At 73.5% G+C, this 16,886-nt stretch carries 18 protein-coding genes; 6 read left to right on the forward strand and 12 right to left on the reverse strand.

All coding sequences use genetic code 11. The annotated features are described in order from the left end of the window. Position 1: 1 nt before the first annotated feature. The 5 genes from IEZ27_RS13360 to IEZ27_RS13380 all read right to left on the reverse strand — a co-directional run bounded on the left by IEZ27_RS13360 (position 2) and on the right by IEZ27_RS13380 (position 3,755). Complete coding sequence (locus IEZ27_RS13360) at positions 2–1,393, reverse strand: MBL fold metallo-hydrolase (protein ID WP_189647463.1); 1,392 nt, start codon at positions 1,391–1,393, stop codon at positions 2–4. A gap of 119 nt (positions 1,394–1,512) precedes the next feature. Then, positions 1,513–1,782: a metal-sensitive transcriptional regulator gene (locus IEZ27_RS13365; protein ID WP_125633994.1), complete on the reverse strand. Its 270-nt coding sequence runs from the start codon at positions 1,780–1,782 to the stop codon at positions 1,513–1,515. A gap of 55 nt (positions 1,783–1,837) precedes the next feature. Next, the gene (locus IEZ27_RS13370) at positions 1,838–2,431 is read right to left on the reverse strand and encodes a helix-turn-helix domain-containing protein (RefSeq protein ID WP_125633997.1); all 594 of its coding nucleotides are present in this window, start codon (positions 2,429–2,431) and stop codon (positions 1,838–1,840) included. A 96-nt stretch (positions 2,432–2,527) separates the two neighbouring features. Then, positions 2,528–3,256 (reverse strand): hypothetical protein, encoded by a 729-nt coding sequence (locus IEZ27_RS13375; RefSeq protein WP_189647464.1) that lies wholly within the window; start codon positions 3,254–3,256, stop codon positions 2,528–2,530. Then, positions 3,243–3,755: a SigE family RNA polymerase sigma factor gene (locus tag IEZ27_RS13380; RefSeq protein WP_189647465.1), complete on the reverse strand. Its 513-nt coding sequence runs from the start codon at positions 3,753–3,755 to the stop codon at positions 3,243–3,245. Before IEZ27_RS13380 ends, IEZ27_RS13375 begins: the two co-directional genes overlap by 14 nt. A 134-nt stretch (positions 3,756–3,889) precedes the next feature. Between IEZ27_RS13380 and IEZ27_RS13385 the strand changes: the two genes are divergently transcribed. After that, positions 3,890–4,762 carry a hypothetical protein gene (locus IEZ27_RS13385; protein WP_189647466.1) on the forward strand — a complete coding sequence of 291 codons (873 nt, stop codon included), beginning with the start codon at positions 3,890–3,892 and terminating at the stop codon, positions 4,760–4,762. 19 nt (positions 4,763–4,781) lie between these two features. Here IEZ27_RS13385 and IEZ27_RS13390 read toward each other — a convergent pair whose 3' ends face one another. Both IEZ27_RS13390 and IEZ27_RS13395 read right to left on the reverse strand, forming a co-directional pair. Continuing rightward, complete coding sequence (locus tag IEZ27_RS13390) at positions 4,782–7,019, reverse strand: Orn/Lys/Arg family decarboxylase (RefSeq protein ID WP_189647467.1); 2,238 nt, start codon at positions 7,017–7,019, stop codon at positions 4,782–4,784. Positions 7,020–7,113: 94 nt separating this feature from the next. After that, positions 7,114–8,127, reverse strand: coding sequence for a hypothetical protein (locus IEZ27_RS13395; RefSeq protein WP_189647468.1), 1,014 nt, complete (start codon positions 8,125–8,127; stop codon positions 7,114–7,116). A gap of 121 nt (positions 8,128–8,248) precedes the next feature. On the opposite strand from IEZ27_RS13395, the gene IEZ27_RS13400 reads away from it, so the two are divergent. Next, a complete protein-coding gene (locus tag IEZ27_RS13400; protein ID WP_189647469.1) occupies positions 8,249–9,313 on the forward strand; it encodes a sensor histidine kinase in 1,065 nt (354 codons plus the stop codon). Beyond that, complete coding sequence (locus IEZ27_RS13405; protein WP_189647470.1) at positions 9,310–9,939, forward strand: response regulator; 630 nt, start codon at positions 9,310–9,312, stop codon at positions 9,937–9,939. Before IEZ27_RS13400 ends, IEZ27_RS13405 begins: the two co-directional genes overlap by 4 nt. A 16-nt stretch (positions 9,940–9,955) precedes the next feature. Here IEZ27_RS13405 and IEZ27_RS13410 read toward each other — a convergent pair whose 3' ends face one another. Both IEZ27_RS13410 and IEZ27_RS13415 read right to left on the reverse strand, forming a co-directional pair. After that, on the reverse strand, positions 9,956–10,732 hold the full coding sequence (locus IEZ27_RS13410) for a class I SAM-dependent methyltransferase (protein WP_189647471.1): 777 nt from the start codon (positions 10,730–10,732) through the stop codon (positions 9,956–9,958). Between the two features lie 22 nt (positions 10,733–10,754). Next, positions 10,755–12,089 carry an aminotransferase-like domain-containing protein gene (locus tag IEZ27_RS13415; protein ID WP_189647472.1) on the reverse strand — a complete coding sequence of 445 codons (1,335 nt, stop codon included), beginning with the start codon at positions 12,087–12,089 and terminating at the stop codon, positions 10,755–10,757. A gap of 94 nt (positions 12,090–12,183) precedes the next feature. Here IEZ27_RS13415 and IEZ27_RS13420 point away from each other — a divergent pair, with 94 nt between their 5' ends. Both IEZ27_RS13420 and IEZ27_RS13425 read left to right on the forward strand, forming a co-directional pair. Further along, on the forward strand, positions 12,184–12,957 hold the full coding sequence (locus tag IEZ27_RS13420; protein WP_189647473.1) for an enoyl-CoA hydratase-related protein: 774 nt from the start codon (positions 12,184–12,186) through the stop codon (positions 12,955–12,957). A gap of 49 nt (positions 12,958–13,006) precedes the next feature. Next, on the forward strand, positions 13,007–13,564 hold the full coding sequence (locus IEZ27_RS13425) for an RICIN domain-containing protein (RefSeq protein ID WP_189647474.1): 558 nt from the start codon (positions 13,007–13,009) through the stop codon (positions 13,562–13,564). Between the two features lie 20 nt (positions 13,565–13,584). Here IEZ27_RS13425 and IEZ27_RS13430 read toward each other — a convergent pair whose 3' ends face one another. After that, the gene (locus IEZ27_RS13430) at positions 13,585–14,223 is read right to left on the reverse strand and encodes a TetR/AcrR family transcriptional regulator (RefSeq protein WP_189647475.1); all 639 of its coding nucleotides are present in this window, start codon (positions 14,221–14,223) and stop codon (positions 13,585–13,587) included. 69 nt (positions 14,224–14,292) lie between these two features. On the opposite strand from IEZ27_RS13430, the gene IEZ27_RS13435 reads away from it, so the two are divergent. Next, positions 14,293–15,825: an FAD-dependent monooxygenase gene (locus IEZ27_RS13435; protein ID WP_189647476.1), complete on the forward strand. Its 1,533-nt coding sequence runs from the start codon at positions 14,293–14,295 to the stop codon at positions 15,823–15,825. A gap of 40 nt (positions 15,826–15,865) precedes the next feature. Here IEZ27_RS13435 and IEZ27_RS13440 read toward each other — a convergent pair whose 3' ends face one another. Together IEZ27_RS13440 and IEZ27_RS13445 are read right to left on the reverse strand one after the other, a co-directional pair. Next, positions 15,866–16,186, reverse strand: coding sequence for a DMT family transporter (locus tag IEZ27_RS13440; RefSeq protein ID WP_125634024.1), 321 nt, complete (start codon positions 16,184–16,186; stop codon positions 15,866–15,868). Between the two features lie 2 nt (positions 16,187–16,188). Further along, positions 16,189–16,836 carry an FMN-dependent NADH-azoreductase gene (locus tag IEZ27_RS13445; protein WP_189647477.1) on the reverse strand — a complete coding sequence of 216 codons (648 nt, stop codon included), beginning with the start codon at positions 16,834–16,836 and terminating at the stop codon, positions 16,189–16,191. Positions 16,837–16,886: the final 50 nt, after the last annotated feature.

Here is a 16,886-nt window from a genome sequence, read left to right on the forward strand (position 1 = left end):
GTCAGGCGTCGGTGATGGTCAGGCCCGCGTCGCCGGCGGCGGCGAAGGCGTCGTCGATGTGCACCACGCGGCGTCCGGCGCGGGCGAGCAGACTGGTGGCGGCGGCGGCCCGGTAGCCGGACCCGCAGTGCGTCCACACCGTCCCGCCGGGTACGTCGGCCAGGCGGGACGGCAGGTCGGGCAGGGGGATGTGGGTCGCGCCCTCGACGTGACCGGCCCGCCATTCGTTGGTCATGCGCACGTCCAGGACGACGTCCGGGGCGGGCAGGTGCGCGGGCGCGCGTCCGGCGCGGGCGGCGGCCAGGTCGGCGAACGTGGCCACCGGCAGCTCGTTCAGCCGGTCCTCCTGGCCGCCGGCCCACTGCTCGGGGGAGCCGGTCGCGGTGGCGGCGGGGCGGTCGATGCCGATGCGGGCCAGTTCGCGCTGGGCGGCGGCGACCTGGTCGGCGTCCTCGCCGAGGAGTGTGATCGGCGTGCCCCAGGGCGCCATCCAGGCGAGCCAGGTCGCCATGGGGCCGTCCAGGCCGAAGCTGAGGGTGCCGGTCAGGTGGCGGGTGGCGAACGCCTTGCGGGAGCGCAGGTCGACCACCCACTCGCCGGCCGCGATCCGCTCCCTGAGCCGGTCGGGGTCAACGGCCTGTACGGGGGTGAGGTCGATCGGCCCGGCGCCTTCGGCGTTGCGGGGGCCCATGTGGGCGTAGTAGGCGGGGTAGGCGTCGAGGCCGGCGAGGGTCTGGGCGACGAAGTCGTCGGCCTCCAGGCGCAGCACCGGGTTGGCCTGCCGCTCGCGGCCGATGGTGGAGGCCGGGGCGTCGGACTGCGTCGCCGAGCAGAAGCTGCCGAAGCCGTGGGTGGGCCAGACCTGGGCGCCGTCGGGCAGCAGGTCGGCCAGGCGGCGCGCGGAGGTGTGCTGGCGGTGGGCGAGGGCGTGGGCGTGCTGGGCGCCGAGCAGGTCGGTACGGCCGGTCGTGCCGAAGAGCAGGGAGCCGCCGGTGAAGACGCCTTCGGGACCGCCGGGACCGGTGAGGACGTACGACAGGTGGTGGAAGGTGTGGCCCGGGGTGGCCACCGCCTTGACGCTCATGGTGTCGGACAGGGCGATCTCGTCCCCGTCGGCGATCGGCCGGCGGGCGAAGCCCACGGTCTCGTCGGCGGCGACCAGGTACTCGGCGCCGGTCAGCCGCGCCAGGGCCAGGCCGCCCGAGACGTAGTCGTTGTGCAGGTGGGTCTCGGCCACGTGGGTGACGCGGACGCCGAGGCGCCCGGCCAGGGCGAGGATCCGGTCGATGTCGCGCTGCGGGTCGACGACCAGGGCGACCTGTCCGTCGTGGGCGAGGTAGCTGCGGTCGCCCAGGGACGAGGTCGCCACCACCTCGATGTGGATCGTGCTCATCGTCTTCGCCGCCTTCGTATGGTCGGTGTCGGTCTCCGGTCACGGGGGTGCTCTGAACGCTAATACCCGGAGGGGGTATATACAGGGCAAAGACATGGGCATGTCGCCCCCCGCCGGTCTCAGGACAGGGCCAGGAACAACTTCTCCAGCCGCTCCGGGGTGATGGGCGGCTCCTCGCCGCGCTCGCGGGCCGCCTGGCACTGCTGGAGACCCGTAGAAATGATCTTGAATCCGGCCCGGTCCAGCGCCTTGGACACCGCCGCGAGCTGGGTCAGCACCCGTTCGCAGTCGTCGCCGTTCTCGATCATGCCGATGACCCCGCCGAGCTGGCCGTGGGCCCGCTTGAGCCGGGTGAGCGCTTCGGCCAGGACGGCCGCGTTCATGTCCATCAGATCCACCTCCACGGCCAATATACCCCCCGGGGTAAGATGCCGCGTACGCTCCTCAGCGGGACCCGGCGCCGGGCCGTACGTGCGAGCGCACCCCTTGCAGGCCGAACAGGATGAGCAGCTCGACCGCGCCGCCGTCGGCGCTGCCCAGCCAGTGAGGCACGGACGTGTCGAACTCGGCCGCCTCGCCGGACGGCAACGTCAGGTCGCGCTCGCCGACCACGAGCCGCAGGCGACCGCTGAGCACGTAGAGCCACTCGAAGCCCTCGTGGGTCTGCGGGGTCGGGTCGAGCGGCCGCGGCCGGGCCGGAATGATCATCTTGAACGCGTGCACCCCGCCCGGCCGCCGGGACAGCGGTACGAAGGTCATCCCGAACCGGGTGATCGGCCGCAGATGGATGCGCGGGTCTCCGGTGGGCGGGGCGCCGACCAGGTCGTCCAGCGGGACGTCGTAGACGCGGGCCAGCGGCAGCAGCAACTCCAGCGTCGCCCGGCGCTGCCCGCTCTCCAGCCGGGACAACGTGCTCTCCGACACGCCGGTCGTCGCCGCGAGGTCGGCCAGCGTCAGGCCGCGGTCGCGGCGCAGCGCCCGCAGCCGCGGCCCCACCGCGTCCAGCACCTCGTCCATGTCGTCGGCCACGACGGCCATCTTGCCAGAGCCGCAAGACCGCCTACCGGGGCGCGGGGGCCGGGCGACGCGGGTCCGGACCGGGCCGCCCCGGTTGGCCTGGTCCGGTCGCGCTGTTCACAGGGTGGAGGTGAGACCTTCGGCGATCTTCTTCAGCTCGGCGCTGACGGCGTCGGCGCCGGAGAACTCCTTGGCGTACACCGGGCTGAACATGATCTCGGCCCACTGCCGGTCGCTCACCTGGACGTAGGCCGTGGGGGTGCCGCTCATGCCGTCCTCGCCGACGTTCTGGACGACCAGGTAACCGGGCCGGCCGCCGATGGTCATCTCCTCGCCGTCCTCTTCGTCGCGGTACACCTGGATCCGGTTCTGGATCTCCTGGATGGACTTGTCCTCGTACATGAAGATCTGCACCCGGTAGGAGCCCGGGCCGTCGCCCTTGTAGAAGTAGGACGTCGTGTACACCTCGCCGTAGTCCAGCGACCAGCGGGACCACTGCAGCCGCTCGGGCAGGTATCCCAGCTTGACGTGCCCGAACTCCTTGCCGTCACCCAGGTCGCCCAGGCTCGGCGGTTCGGTGCGCGGGGCCGGGGTGTCGTCGATGGCGGGCGGTTCCGGCGCCGGCGACATCGTCACCTCGGTGCCCGACGTGGCCACCGACCCGGCCGTCAGGTACGCGACCGGCACGGCGACCACCGCCAGGGACGCGGACAAGGCCGCGATCCTGACCCTGATCCGCCTGCCCCGCGAGGAGCGCATCACCCGTTCCACCAGGTCCGGCGCGGCGTGCAGTCGCGCGGTCTCCTCCGTCATGAGCCGGAGGAGGTTCTCCTCAAGCGTGGGCATTCCTGATCACTCCTTCCATCGTTTCGTGTCCGAGCGCCGTACGGAGCTTGGCCATCGCCTTCGACGCCTGGCTCTTGACCGTGCCGAGCGAGCAGCCGAGCACCTCGGCGGTCTGCGTCTCACTGAGGTCCTCCCAGTACCGCAGGACGATCACCGCCCGCTGCCGTGGCGGCAGGGCGCGCATCGCCTCCATGAGCACGTGGCGCAGGTCGGTGTCCGTCGAGCGGGCCGGGGTGTCCGGCGGGCTGTGCATGGGGATGAACCTGAGGATCGCCCGGCGGCGCGCCCGGCTGATGGCCGCGTTGACGATGACCCGGCGCACGTACGGCTCCGGGCTGTCGTGGCGTACCCGGTCCCAGTTCCTGTAGGTGCGCTCCAGCGCCGTCTGCAGCAGGTCCTCGGCCTCCGACTCGTCCCCGCAGGCGAGATAGGCGACCCGGAGCAGGCTCGTGGCGCGCGCGGCCACGAAGGCGCCGAAGTCATGTTCCTTGCCGGTCACGGCAGTCTGTCCGATTTCACGCTTCCTTATACGCCTGGGCCGTCCCGCATGGTTGCCCCGGTGTGGCGGGCAACCATGCGGGTGGCCCGGGCGTATGGATGGTCATGACTTCGTATTCATGGAGGAGAGCGGCGGTGTCCCGGAGGGGGATGTTCCTGGGCCTCGGGCTGGCACTGGGAGCCGCACTGGTGACGCCGGCGCCCGTCGCGGCGGCCCCGCCGGAGGGCGCGTACTGGCATGTCAGAGAGGTGATGACCACACCGCAGTCCGGGCGGTTCGGCACGAAGGCGAACCCGTACTCGCTGACCCAGCGGACGGTCATGGAACGGTGGAACGCCCCCGACGGCAGGAACTGGGTCGGCTACCGCGAGCTGGGGACGACACCGCAGACCCCGGCCGACAGGAAGGCGTGGCAGCGTGACGGCTCGCCCGCCAAATGGGACAGGTCGATCGACGGCAAGACCGTGCGGCTGTCCACCGCGCCCACCAAGGGCCATGTGTCGCCCGGACGCAACACCGGCAAGTTCGAGCTGGCGCAACAGTACCTGACCTACGACGAGGTCCAGCGCCTGCCCGCCGACCCCGCCCGCCTGAAGGACTGGCTCACCCGGGCGGCCCGGGTCGGCCAGGTCCCCGACCGCGCCCTGTCCGCCTGGATCACCCCGGAACTGACCCGGCTCATGTACGACGTGCCCGCCCCGAAGGAGGTCCGCGACGCCGCCTACCGGGTACTGCTGACGATGCCGGGCGTACGCGCCGACGGCCAGGGGAAGGACGAGCTCGGCCGCCCCGGCGCCGCCGTCGTGATCCAGACCCCGGACGGGGACGGGAAGGCGCCGGAGCCGTTCAGCGAGAGGCTGATCGTCGACACCGCCAGGATGGTGCTGCTGACACACGAGCGGAAGGCCAATCGCGACGACAAGGGACTGGCGGGGAAGACGTACGTCACGACGCTGGCCGAGGTCGGCTGGACCGACGCGCAGCCCGTCGTGCCGGCTCTGCCCTGACCCCCGCCGGGGCCGCCGGTCAGTCGCGGACGACCTCCACCCGGTAGCGGCCCTCGCCGTCGCGATGGGCGCCGTGGATGTCGGTGGCCAGGTCGGGGAAGGCCCGGTCGAAGTCCTCCAGGGCCCGCAGGTAGCGCATCAGCGGGCCGTCGGCCGGCCCGGTCGCCTCGCCGGGCATCAGCATGGGGATGCCGGGCGGCGTGACCACCACGGTGGCGGCCACGACCCGCCCGGCCAGCCGGTCCAGCGGGACCCGCTCGGTACGGGACCTGATCATGGCCTGGTAGACCTCGGCGGGCGTCGAGACCGGCTCGGGCGGCGCGCTGAAGACCTGGTCGAGCAGCGCGCCTACCTCCGACTCGCGCAGCCTCCCGTGGACCGCGGAGCAGAACGCCCGCAACGAGACCCCGGGCGGCCCGAACCCGGGCAGCACGTCCGCCAGGGCCCGGTCGTCGTCGTAGGCGTTCTTGAAGTCGGTGAGCGCGTCGATCAGCGTGCCCCACTTGCCCTTGGTGATGCCCATCGAGAACAACACCAGCAGGGTGTGGTCGCCGGTCTTCTCCACCACGATGCCGCGCCGCTGCAGGTAGGCGGCCACGATCCGGGCCGGGACGCCCCACTCCAGCGTGCCCCTGGCGGCGTCCGCGCCGGGGCACGTGATCGTCACCTTGACCGGGTCGAGCAGGGCGTAGTCGTCGCGCATCCCGTCGAACCCGTGCCAGGCGGCCCCCGGCTCCAGCACCCAGCAGCGCGGCTCGGCGCACAGCAGCGCGGGATCGGCGTCGGCGAACGGGACGGCCCGGCCGGTGCGCGGGTCGACGACGGTGGGTGGTTGCCAGAGGCCGAAGAACCACTCGGGACGGCGGCCGTCCTCGCGGATGCGGGCGGCCAGCCGGGTCATCGCCTGCCGGAACCGGACCGCCTCGACGATCGCCTCCCCGGTCAGGAACGACCCCGACGGGCCGTCCATCATCGCCGCCGCCACGTCGAGCGAGGCGATCATCGGGTAGAGCGGCGAGGTTGAGGCGTGCATGAGGTAGGTCTCGTTGAGGGCGTCGTAGTCGACCGGCGCCCGCGGCGACGGGCGGACGTGCAACATCGCCGACTGTGACAGCGCCGCGAGCAGCTTGTGGGTCGACTGCGTGGCGAACACGGTCGGCCGCCCGGGGCCGGGCAGCGTGTGCTCGTCGACCGCCATGGCGTAGCGGCGGGCGTAGAGCGGGTTGAAGCGGCCGTAGGCGAACCACGCCTCGTCGAAGTGCAGCCGCGGCACGCCGGCGCCCAGCAGCTCGGCGACGCGGACCGCGTCGTAGCAGACGCCGTCGTAGGTGGAGTTGGTGACCACCGCGTACGACGGGTCGCCGGCCGCGAGCGGATGGGCGGCCACCCGCTCCCGGACGGCGGACGCCTCCAGCGCGGCGGCCGGGATCGGCCCGGCCAGCCCGAGCCCGTTGCGTTCGGGCACCAGGTAGACCGGCCGCGCCCCGCTGATGGCCAGCGCGTGCTGGATCGACTTGTGGCAGTTGCGGTCGACCAGGACGGTGTCGTCGCGGGCGATCGCGTGGTGGCCGACGACACGGTTGGCCGTGGAGTTGCCGTTGACCACGAAGAACGTGCGGTCGGCGCCGAAGACGCGGGCGGCGTTTTGCTCGGCCTCGCCGATCGGGCCGGTGTGGTCGAGCGGCGAGCCCAGCTCGGCTACGGAGATCGACAGGTCGGTGCGCAGCAGCCGCTCGCCGTAGAAGTCGAAGAAGGCCCGGCCCACGGGGGACTTCAGGAACGCCACGCCGCCCGCGTGCGCCGGGGTGTGCCAGGAGTAGGGGTGATGGTCCTCCAGGTCCCGCAGAGCGCGGAAGAACGGCGGGAGGATCTGGTCGGCGTACTGGTCGGCGGCGTGGGCGATGCGGCCGGCGATGAACTGCGGGGTGTCCTCCAGCGGGAAGACGTAGCCCTGGATGACCTCGTACACCCACAGCGGGAGCTCCTGGTCCTGGGTGATCAGGAAGACCGGCAGGCCGCGGAAACGTTTGGCCACCGCGCCGAGCAGGTCTTCGGCGCCGGGTGCGTCCCAGGCCGCCAGGATCGCCGTGAGCGAGGCGTCGGAGCCGACCACGGCCAGCGCGTCGGACGTGCGGTGGGTCCAGCGCACTTGCAGCCCGAGCTCGTCCATCGCCGCGCACACCCGGCGGATCTGCTCGGCGAGCGCGGAGTCGGCGTCGGGGTGTTCGGTGACGGCGGCCAGAACGGTTCGCTCCATGCGGCTCTCCGTGATCGATCGGGGGACGGCCTCCCGATCGTAACGCCAAGGAACGGTAAAGACACACTCGGTGACGAAAGCCGGGCGGCGGCCACTACCGTTCCGAGGAACGGCCCGAGCTGGTCGTCGAGCACCTCTTCTCCTGTGCCCGCGCGCGGCGGCGGCGGTAGCAGACCGTGGCGGTGGCCAGCGCCGCGCCCCACACCGGCCAGAAGCACTCCGGCAGCCAGGCGCCCCATTCGTCCAGCTCGAACCGGCCGGCCACGGTCCAGCGGATGTAGGTGAGCCCGGCCACGGTGACCACGATCGAGACGAACCCGGCCGGGACGACCGCCAGCATCGGCGGCACCCGCCTCCCGCGCAGCCCCGGCATCCAGCGCGGGAACACCTCGCCCCACCGCTGGATCAGCCCGAGGGTGAGCACGCCGCCGAACGCGCCGAACGTCGCCAGGTACGCCCCCGCCAGCCACAACCCGTCCTCGCCCTCGGCCAGGAACTCCGCGCTCACACCGAGCGGGACGCCCAGCGCCCAGGCCCACCGGGTGGCGCAGTACACCAGCGGCACCGCGACCGCCACGTACACCGCGATCCGCCCGCGCGCCGGGGTGAACCAGCTCCCGCGATCCCGGTCGCGCCCGTGGGCCAGTGCGGCGGCGGCCAGCAGCAGGCCGCCCAGCACGCACACGAGCTGGTTCAGCACCGGCCACGGCCAGGCGTCGGCGAACGTCGCCCCGCCCAGCCCCCAGCCGAACACGGGGGCGACCAGGAGCAGCGGCGTGTAGGCGACGCCCATCATCAGCCGCGAGTCGGGGACCACCAGCACCAGCAGCGCGGCGAGCGGCCAGGCCACCAGGACGGGCGCCCGGCCGCGGCCGGGCCGGGCCAGCGCCACCCCGGTGACGGCCACGACCGCCGAGAACGCGGTGATCCACCAGCCGAAGGGCGGCGCGGTGCCGGCCAGGATCGACAGCGCGCCGTCGGGGTCCGGATCGCCGGAACCCCAGGGGAAGCCGGGCGCCCCCAGCGCCCACGCCGCACCGAGCAGGCCGTAGGCGACCGCCCACAGCGCCGCCGCGTGGCCGTACCGGCCGGAAGTGAAGATCGTCATGGTACGAGCGTTCCAGCGCGGGCGGACAGGCGGCCAGATGCCGTTCGGCACCTGTCCTGGTCTGCGGTGGTGCCGTTCGGCACATGGGGGCGCGCGGGCGTGGGCGCATATCGTTGCCCGGGTGAACGTGTTGTGGGTGGTCGCCGCCTCGCTGTCGGCGTCGGTCGCGGTCGTGGTGGCCGCGATCGGGGCGTTCCGGCCCAGGGGCAGGGACCGGCTGCTTCCCGCGCTGACCCTGGCGGCCGCGGGCCTGTCGCTGGCCGTCACGGCCGGCCTGCTCGCCTCGGGCGTACGGACCGGCGCGGCCGGCGGTGCCGTCGGCGTGCTGGGGATGGCCGAGAGCGCTGGACTGATGGTCGCGATCGGTCTGGTCGTCCGCCACGCGCCGGTGCGCCGGGCCGCGCCGGCCGCGCTCCTGGCCGGACTCGCCGCGGCCGCGTGGGTGCCGCGCGTGTTCACGCCCGCCTCGCCGCTGGAGACGGTGGGGGCGGGCGCGTTCTGGGGTCTCGGCGCGCTGCTGGCCGCCGCCGTGGGCGCCTACCTGCGCCTGCTCGACGTACGGCGGGAGCGTGCTGTGGCCGACACCCGTACCGTCCTGCGGTTGCGGCTGGCCGGAGACCTGCACGACTTCCTCGCCCACGACATCAGCGAGATGGTCGCCCACGCCCAGGCGGGCACCGTGGCGGGCGATCCGCTGGAGGCGCTCCGGCGCGTCGAGGCCGCCGGCCAGCGGGCCCTGTCCACGCTCGACCGTACGCTCGACATGCTCCACCACGACCGGCCACCCGGCCCCGCCGGCGACCTGGCCGGCATCGCCGAGGCCGCCGAACGGTTCTCCGCCGCCGGTCCCGCGCGGGTGCGGCTGCGTACCGGGCCCACCGCGGCGGTCCCGGCGGAGACGGCGGCGCTGGCGTACCGGATCGTCATCGAAGGGCTCACCAACATCCGGCGGCACGCGCCGCGCGCCCGGCGCATCGACCTGTCCGTCACGACGCCCGGCGGCGTCCTGGAGATCACGCTGGCCAACGACGGGGTGTCCGGCGCGCCACGCCGCCGGCGCGGCGGTTCCGGGCTGCCGAGCCTGGCCGCGCTCGTGGCCGGGCAGGGCGGGGAGCTGGTCGCGCACGCCGTACCGGACGGGTGGTCGCTGGCCGCCCGCCTGCCGCTGCCACAATCTCCCGGGTGAGCATCCGTATCCTCATCGCCGACGACCAGGAGGGCATCCGCGCCGCCTTCCGGCTGATCCTCGACGCCCAGCCCGACATGACCGTGGTGGCCGAGGCCGCCGACGGCCGCGCCGCGATCGACACCGCGCTCGCCGTCCGGCCGGACGTCGTGCTCGCCGACGTCCGCATGCCCGGCGCCGACGGCATCGAGGTGACCCGCGCCCTGGCCGGCACCGGCATCCATGTGGTGGTCGTCACCACCTTCGGCCTGGAGGAGTACGTCCACGCCGCCCTCCGGCACGGCGCCGCCGGGTTCGTGCTCAAACGCTCCGGCCCCGCGCTGCTCGTCGAGGCCGTCCGGGCGGCGATGAACGGCGACATGCTCATCAGCCCCCAGCTCACCGTCAAGCTGCTGCGGCAGAACGCCCCTCGGCGGGAGGCGTCCGACGTCGTGCTCAGCGGGAGGGAGGAGGAGATCGCGGCCCTGGTCGCCCAGGGGCGGACCAACGCCGAGATCGCCGCCGAGCTCCACCTGTCCCCGGGCACGGTCAAGAACCACATCGCCGTCGTCCAGCGCAAGACCGGCGCCAGGAACCGCGTCATGATCGCCGCGTGGGCGTGGGCGACCGGCAGGGCCGACCCCTGAGCCCGCCGTGGCCGCGTCAGGGCAGGTGGCGGGCCAGGTACAGGGCGGTCTCGACGTTCAGCCTCACCTGCGCGCCGAGCACGTCCCCGAGCCTGGCGAACAACCGCTCGCGCACGTCCTCCGCCAGGATCCGGTAGGCGGACTGAGTGGACAGGAGGGCGACGTAGTCGGCCCCGGACACCGTGCGTTCCCACTGGTAGAGGCGGGTGCCGACGTCCCCGAACTCGGGCGGCAGGCCCATCTCGGCCGCCCACTCCAGCGCCCCGGCCTCCTCGCCGATCGGCCTGCTGATCGGTCCGAGGTTCGGCCTCAGGTGCGGGGTGAGCTCCTCGTGCGCGGCCAGCAGCGCGGCCGTCACACCGGCGTCGGCGGGCCAGTCGCCGTTCCAGAACAGGGCGAGGCCGCCGCCGGGGGCGAGCGCCGCGGCGGCCCGCTGCCAGCGCACGTCCTTGTCGACCCAGTGCCACGCCTGGGCGCAGTACAGCAGCCCGAACGGCCGCGGCGGCACGTACTCCTCGAACGTCGAGACGGTGACCGTCACGTTGGGCCGGTCGGCGACCCGCCGGGCCAGCACGGCGGCCATGGCCGGGTCGGGCTCGGTGGCCACGACGTCGATGCCGGCCGTCGCGAACAGCTCCGTCGCCTTCCCGGTGCCCGCGCCCACCTCCAGCGCCGGTCCGCCCGCGTAGGCCAGGACGTCGGTCAGCAGCTCGGCGGGGTAGCCGGGCCGGACCCTGTCGTACTCGTCGGCGACCTCGCCGAAAACCCTTCCTTGAATCCGTTCTGTTGTCATGTGCCCGATCCTACGATCATGATCACGGCGGGATCGTCTCGATCGCGGCCCTGAGGCGGCGCAGCGCGGGCCCGAGCTCGTCCAGCGGCGGGCTGCCCAGCGCCAGCCGGAGCGCGTGGGGACGGTACGGGCCGGCGGCGAAGGCGTCGCCCGTGGAGACGAGGATGCCCTGCCCGGCCAGCAGGGCCGCGACGCGGTCGGGACGCTGGTACGGCTCCAGGCCGAGCCACACCAGGTAGGACGCGGGATGCGCGGTGACATCCAGGCCGGCCAGCGCGGCGCGGGCGAGGGCCTGGCGGGCGGCGGCGTCCCGGCGGCGGTCGTGTTCCAGCCGCGCGACCGTGCCGTCGGCGATCCAGCCGGTGGCCAGCGCGGTGACGATCCCCGGTACGCCCCACGCCGCCGCGCGCAGGCTCGCGGTGACCGCCCGGACGTGCCGGTCGGGCACCACGGCGAAGCCGAACCGCAGGCCGGTCGCCACGTTCTTCGACAGCCCGGCGACGTAGCAGGTGCGCTCGGGGGCCAGGGCGCGCAGGGGAGGAGGCGGCGCGGTGTCGAGGAACGCGTACGTGCCGTCCTCGACGATCACGAAGTCGCGGGCGCGGGCCATCGCCACGAGCCGGTCGCGCGATCCCCGGTCGAGCACCCAGCCCAGCGGGTTGTGCACGGTGGGCATCGTGTAGACCGCCCGTACGGGCCGCGCGCGGCACAGCCGGTCGAGGGCGTCGAGGTCCGGTCCCGTCGCCGTCACGGGCACCGGGGCGAGGTCGAGCCCCTGCTCCCGGGCGATCAGCTTGACGCCGGGATAGGTGAGCGCGTCCACGGCCAGGACGTCGCCGGGCCGGGTGAGCGCGCGCAACACGGTGTCGAGCGCCTGCTGCGTCCCGCCGGTCAGCAGGACGTTCGCCGGCGCGCTGTCGATCCCGCGCCCCAGCAGGTACGTGGCCACGACCGCCCGGTCGTGCCGCCGGCCGCCGGGCGGGTGCTGGCGCAGCAGCGACTCGACCTCGCCCGAGGTCGACAGGCCGCGCAGCGCCAGGCGCAGCAGGTCGGCCTGCCCACGGGCCAGGGGCTGGTTGAACGACAGGTCGGCCACGCGTGGCACCGGCAGCTCGCGCGAGGGTTCCAGCCCGTCGTGGCCGGACCGGTCGCGGACGAACGTCCCGCGTCCCGGCTCGCCCACGACCAGCCCCATGGCGGCCAGCTCGGCGTAGACCCGGGTGGCGGTGGCCAGCGCGACCCGCCGCTCGCGGGCCAGCTCGCGGTGCGTGGGCAGCCGGGCGCCCGCCGGAAGGGCGCCGGACCGGATCGCCGCCGCGAACTCGTCGACGACGGCCTTGTAGGACGCGGGACGCATACCGCACCTTGTATCTAGGACAATAAGTGGATCGTCCTAATTTACGGCTTCTAGCCTGGTGCCTCCACCCCGAGCGGAACGGAGCACCCCGCCCATGACCGTCCACCTCGACCGGGACGACCACCTCGTCACGATCACCCTCGACCGGGAACACAAGCTCAACGCCCTCGACTACCCCACGATCGACGCGCTGCTCGCCGCGCTCGACCGCGTCGAGGCCGACGACTCCGTCCGCGCGGTCGTCCTGACCGGCGCCGGACGCAGGGCGTTCAGCGCGGGCGCCGACATCCCGTCGCTCGCGCGCAGCATCGAGGGCGGGACCGAACGCGCCCTGCGGGAGATCGTCCGGCGCGGGCAGGGGCTCACCCGGCGCATCGAGGAGTTCCCCAAGCCCGTGATCGCCGCCGTCAACGGCCTGGCCTACGGCGGCGGCTGCGAGCTCGTCGAGGCCGCCCCGCTCGCGATCGCCGCCGAGCACGCCACGTTCGCCAAGCCCGAGATCGGCCTCGGCTTCCCGCCGCCGTTCGGCGGTTCGCAGCGGCTGCCGCGCCACGCCGGGCGCAAGCGCGGCCTGGAGATGATCCTGACCGGCGACCCGATCCCGGCCCGGCGGGCCGCCGAACTCGGTCTCGTCAACGCCGTCGTGCCCGAGGGCGAACTCCTGGCCGCCGCACGCGACCTGGCCGCGCGGATCACCCGGCACGCGCCCACCGCCGTGGCGGCCTGCCTGCGGGCGGTCACCCGGGGCGTCAACCTGCCGATCGACGAAGGGCTCGCGGTCGAGGCGGCCTGCTTCGCCGCCACCGTCCCCACCGAGGCCGTACGGCTCGGGCTGCGCCGCTTCCTCGACCGGGCCGCCGCCTGTTGAGTAGCCGGTACTCAGGCCGTACCGGGTCCGCGCGCGCACGCTTGGTCACATGAAGCCACACATCCTCCGTTCGACCGGGCTGCGCGCGGCAGCCGTCGTCGCACCGCTCCTCGTCCTCGGCGTCACCACCGCCCCGGCCGCCCCGGCGTCCGCCACGGCCGTCTGGGCCGCCTCGAACGTCCAGCTCGTGAACTGGCAGACCGGCAAGTGCCTGACCATCGCGGGCGGCGTCAGCACCGACAACAACGTCCACGCCGTCCAGTACACCTGCGACAGCCACCCCTCCCGCCGCTGGGACGTCTGGGGTTACTCCAGCGCGTACCTCCAGGTCAGGAACCGGCAGACCGGCAAGTGCCTGACCATCGCGGGCGGCGTCAGCACCGACAACAACGTCGTCGCCCTCCAGTACACCTGCGACACCCACCCCTCGCGCTACTGGGCGCTCGGCAACCGCGCCGGCCAGTACGTCGAGTTCCGGAACGTGCAGACCGGCAAATGCCTCACCATCGCCGGCGGGGTGAGCAGCGCCAACAACCTCGAGGCCGTCCAGTACACCTGCGACGGCCACCCGTCGCGGTACTGGGAGATCCGCGACTACCAGGGGTGACGCGGGGCCGGCCGGCGGCCTCACCTCCGACCGGGCCGCCGGCCTTCCCGGACGCCAAGCAACGGCAGCCACACCTCGTCCACGATCTCGACGATCGACTCGTCCGGCGCCTTGCGCATCGTGACGAGCATGTCGTGCCGCAACAGGTCCAGCGGCAGGTTCACCACCCTGGACGTACGCGGCAGGTCGGGCAGCTCGCCGCGTTCGACCGCGCGGGCCACGATCGTCTCGAAGGCGGTCGCGTGGCCCGGCGGCAGCAGGGAGTCGCGCAGCTCGGTGAGGCTGGTGCCGGTCTCGCGGAAGTAGTCGGCGAGCCGCACGCTCATCAGCGTGATCATGCCCGCGCGGTCGTCGCCGGCGTTGCGCAGGAACCCGATCGCGTCCTCGCGCAGGCTGCCGGTGTCGGGCACCTCGATCAGCCGCCAGAACTTGGTGAGGGTGGCCCGCAGCAGGTCGTCGCGCTGCGGCCAGCGCCGGTAGAGCACCGGGCGGCTGGTGCCGGCGCGGGCGGCGACCGCCTCGTAGGTGAAGCCGTGATAGCCGTGCTCGACCAGCACGTCCCAGGCGGCGTCGAGGATCGCGTCCGCCAGCGCGGCGCCGCGCCGGCGCGAGGCGCCCCCGGTGGTACGGCTCCCCGTCCCGTCGTGCTTGAGATTCACTTGCGTATCTTATCGCTCCGCCCTACGGTGGCCCCTGTTAGATACATTCGCGTACCTTAAGGAACGTCAGTGATCTTCGATGCCATCGTCGTCGGCGGCGGGCCCGCCGGTCTCTTCCTCGCCTGCGAGCTGCGCCTGGCCGGAGCCCGCCCGCTGGTCCTCGAACGACGCCCCGAGCCGGACCTGTCGGACAAGGCCCACGGCCTGGCCGGCCAGGTCGTACGGCTCCTGGACCACCGAGGCCTGTACGAACGCTGCGGAGGCCGCGGCGTGCCCGCGCCCGCGCCCGGGTTCTTCTTCGGCGGGATGCCGCTCCCGCTGCACACGCTCGGCGCGGACAACCCCATGTACCTCCTGCCCTGCGACCAGCGCGACCTGGAACGGGTCCTCGGCGAACGCGCGGCCGAACTCGGCGCGGAGGTCCGGCGCGGCTGGGAGGTGATCTCCTTCGGCCAGACCGACGACCAGGTGGACGTGCTGACCCGCGCCCCGGACGGCACCGAGACGACCCTCACGGCCCGCTACCTCGTCGGCTGCGACGGCGGCCACAGCCTGGTCAGGAAGCAGGCGGGCATCGCCTTCCCCGGCGTCAGCGACGACCACGTCGTCGACCGCTCGGCCCTCGTCGGCCCGAGCGACCACATCAGGATCCTGCCCGGCGGACGGGTGCACATCGACGGCCTCGGCGAGATCCCGGCGCATTTCCACCGTACCGACCGCGGCGTCTTCACCCTCCTGGCGCACGACCCGCGGCGGCCGCTGATCAACACGGCCGAATGGGAGGACCGCCCGGCGGACGCCTTCCCGGGGCCGGGCGCGCCGATGACGCTGGCCGAGATGGAGAAGAGCGTCGAACGTGTCCTCGGCGTGCGCGTGCCCCTGACCGCGCCGCCCGAGGGCGCGCCCACGATGTTGCGCCGCCTGTGCGGGCGCAACACCCGGCTCGCCGAGCGCTACCGCGACGGCCGGGTCTTCCTCGCCGGAGACGCCGCGCAGGTGAGCCACGGCCCGACCCTGAACCTGGCCCTCCAGGACGCGGCCAACCTGGCCTGGAAGCTGGCCGCCGCGCTGCGCGGCCACGCCCCCGAAGGGCTCCTGGACAGCTACGGGACCGAACGCCGCGCCTGTGCCGAACGGGTGGTCACGCACACCCTGGCCGCCACCGCCCTGCTGGCCCCCGGGGCCGAGGTCACCGCGCTGCGCAGCCTGTTCACCGAGCTCCTGGGCCGTGCGGAGAACCTGCGCGTGATCGCCGGCCTGATGGCGGGCGGCGACGTCCGCCACGACATGGGCGAGGAAGGGCCCGCCGCGCCGACCGGCTGGTTCGTGCCGCCGCTGGACCTGGTCACCGGCGACGGGCGACCGCGACGTCTGGCCGAGCTGCTGCGCGACGCCCGCCCGCTGCTCCTGGACCTGACCGGCGGCGACGTCCTCGCGGCCACCGCGCGGCCCTGGAACGACCGGGTGCGCCACATGCCCGCGACCGCCGCCGGCGCCCCCGCGCCCGCGCTGCTCGTCCGGCCCGACGGCTACGTCGCCTGGGCCGGCGCGGACCCCGACGGCCTGGAGGCCGCCCTCACCCGCTGGTCCGGCCCACGCTGAAGGACTCCTGGACGCGGATTCCGGAGTGACGTCGGCGCCGCTATTCGGGGCTGGTGATCCGGGCGAGGACGATCCCGCCCACGATCAGCGCCAGGGCGATCATCCGGCCCACCGACAGCGGGTCCTTGTGGACGACGACCCCGAGGGCGATCGCGCCGACCGCGCCGATGCCCGTGAACACCGCGTACGCGGTGCCGACCGGAAGGGTCTTCATCGAGTACGACAACAACCAGACCGCGGCCACCATGAGGACGAAGCAGAGCAGGGTGGGCAGCGGCTTGGTGAAGTTCTGGGTGGGTTTGATGCTCTGCGCCCAGGCGATCTCGATCAGCCCGGCCAGCCCGAGGATGAGCCAGTTCATCGTCAGAACTCCTTCCCCAGCCCGTGGGCGGTCCGCAGCGCGTCGGCGTACAGCTCGTCGTGCTTGTCGCGCAGGTGGGCGAGGTCCGGGTCGACGCGGGAGTTGGCCCACTCGGCGGCGACGACGGTGGTGTCCTCGACGGCGAAGTGGCCGGCGAAGAAGTCCCGCAGGTAGCGCTCCTGGTGGTCGAACTTCTCCTTGGGGGCGCCCGGCGAGTAGGCCCCGCCGCGCGCGGTGGCGACCACGAAGCGCCGCCCGGCGAGGGACATCTTGGGGAAGGTCACCTGGTCGAGCCACGCCTTCAGCGACGAGGGGATCGAGTAGTTGTACATCGGGGTGGCGATCAGCACCACGTCCGCGGCCACCAGCTCGGACAGCAGCGGGTCGATCACCGCCCAGGCGGCGGCCTGCTCCGGGGTGCGGACGGCCTCGTGGTAGCGGCCGATCTGGGTGATGCGGTTGGCCATGACGTAGTCGCACAGCTCGGTCCACGCCTCCCCGATGTGCGGCACGGGCTCGGCCGCCAGGTCGCGGTGGACGTAGGTCCCCTCGGGGTTCGAGGCCCGCCACGACTCGGCGAAGGCGTCGCCGATCTCGCGGCTGATCGAACGGCGGCGGGCGCTGGCGTCCAGGTGCAGCAGTGCGGGCATGAGGGGGCTCCTTCGGTAAGTGGACATTACGTCCGGTTTGGTGTCGACGT

It is taken from the genome of Nonomuraea spiralis, assembly GCF_014648435.1.
In the GTDB taxonomy this organism is placed as follows: domain Bacteria; phylum Actinomycetota; class Actinomycetes; order Streptosporangiales; family Streptosporangiaceae; genus Nonomuraea; species Nonomuraea spiralis.

Bases quoted from the DNA above. Each gene is read 5' to 3' on its own strand.
- IEZ27_RS13360 (WP_189647463.1), bottom strand. From the start codon at position 1,393: ATGAGCACGATCCACATCGAGGTGGTGGCGACCTCGTCCCTGGGCGAC.
- IEZ27_RS13365 (WP_125633994.1), bottom strand. From the start codon at position 1,782: ATGGACATGAACGCGGCCGTCCTGGCCGAAGCGCTCACCCGGCTCAAG.
- IEZ27_RS13370 (WP_125633997.1), bottom strand. From the start codon at position 2,431: ATGGCCGTCGTGGCCGACGACATGGACGAGGTGCTGGACGCGGTGGGG.
- IEZ27_RS13375 (WP_189647464.1), bottom strand. From the start codon at position 3,256: ATGCCCACGCTTGAGGAGAACCTCCTCCGGCTCATGACGGAGGAGACC.
- IEZ27_RS13390 (WP_189647467.1), bottom strand. From the start codon at position 7,019: ATGGAGCGAACCGTTCTGGCCGCCGTCACCGAACACCCCGACGCCGAC.
- IEZ27_RS13395 (WP_189647468.1), bottom strand. From the start codon at position 8,127: ATGACGATCTTCACTTCCGGCCGGTACGGCCACGCGGCGGCGCTGTGG.
- IEZ27_RS13410 (WP_189647471.1), bottom strand. From the start codon at position 10,732: ATGACAACAGAACGGATTCAAGGAAGGGTTTTCGGCGAGGTCGCCGAC.
- IEZ27_RS13415 (WP_189647472.1), bottom strand. From the start codon at position 12,089: ATGCGTCCCGCGTCCTACAAGGCCGTCGTCGACGAGTTCGCGGCGGCG.
- IEZ27_RS13420 (WP_189647473.1), top strand. From the start codon at position 12,184: ATGACCGTCCACCTCGACCGGGACGACCACCTCGTCACGATCACCCTC.
- IEZ27_RS13425 (WP_189647474.1), top strand. From the start codon at position 13,007: ATGAAGCCACACATCCTCCGTTCGACCGGGCTGCGCGCGGCAGCCGTC.
- IEZ27_RS13440 (WP_125634024.1), bottom strand. From the start codon at position 16,186: ATGAACTGGCTCATCCTCGGGCTGGCCGGGCTGATCGAGATCGCCTGG.
- IEZ27_RS13445 (WP_189647477.1), bottom strand. From the start codon at position 16,836: ATGCCCGCACTGCTGCACCTGGACGCCAGCGCCCGCCGCCGTTCGATC.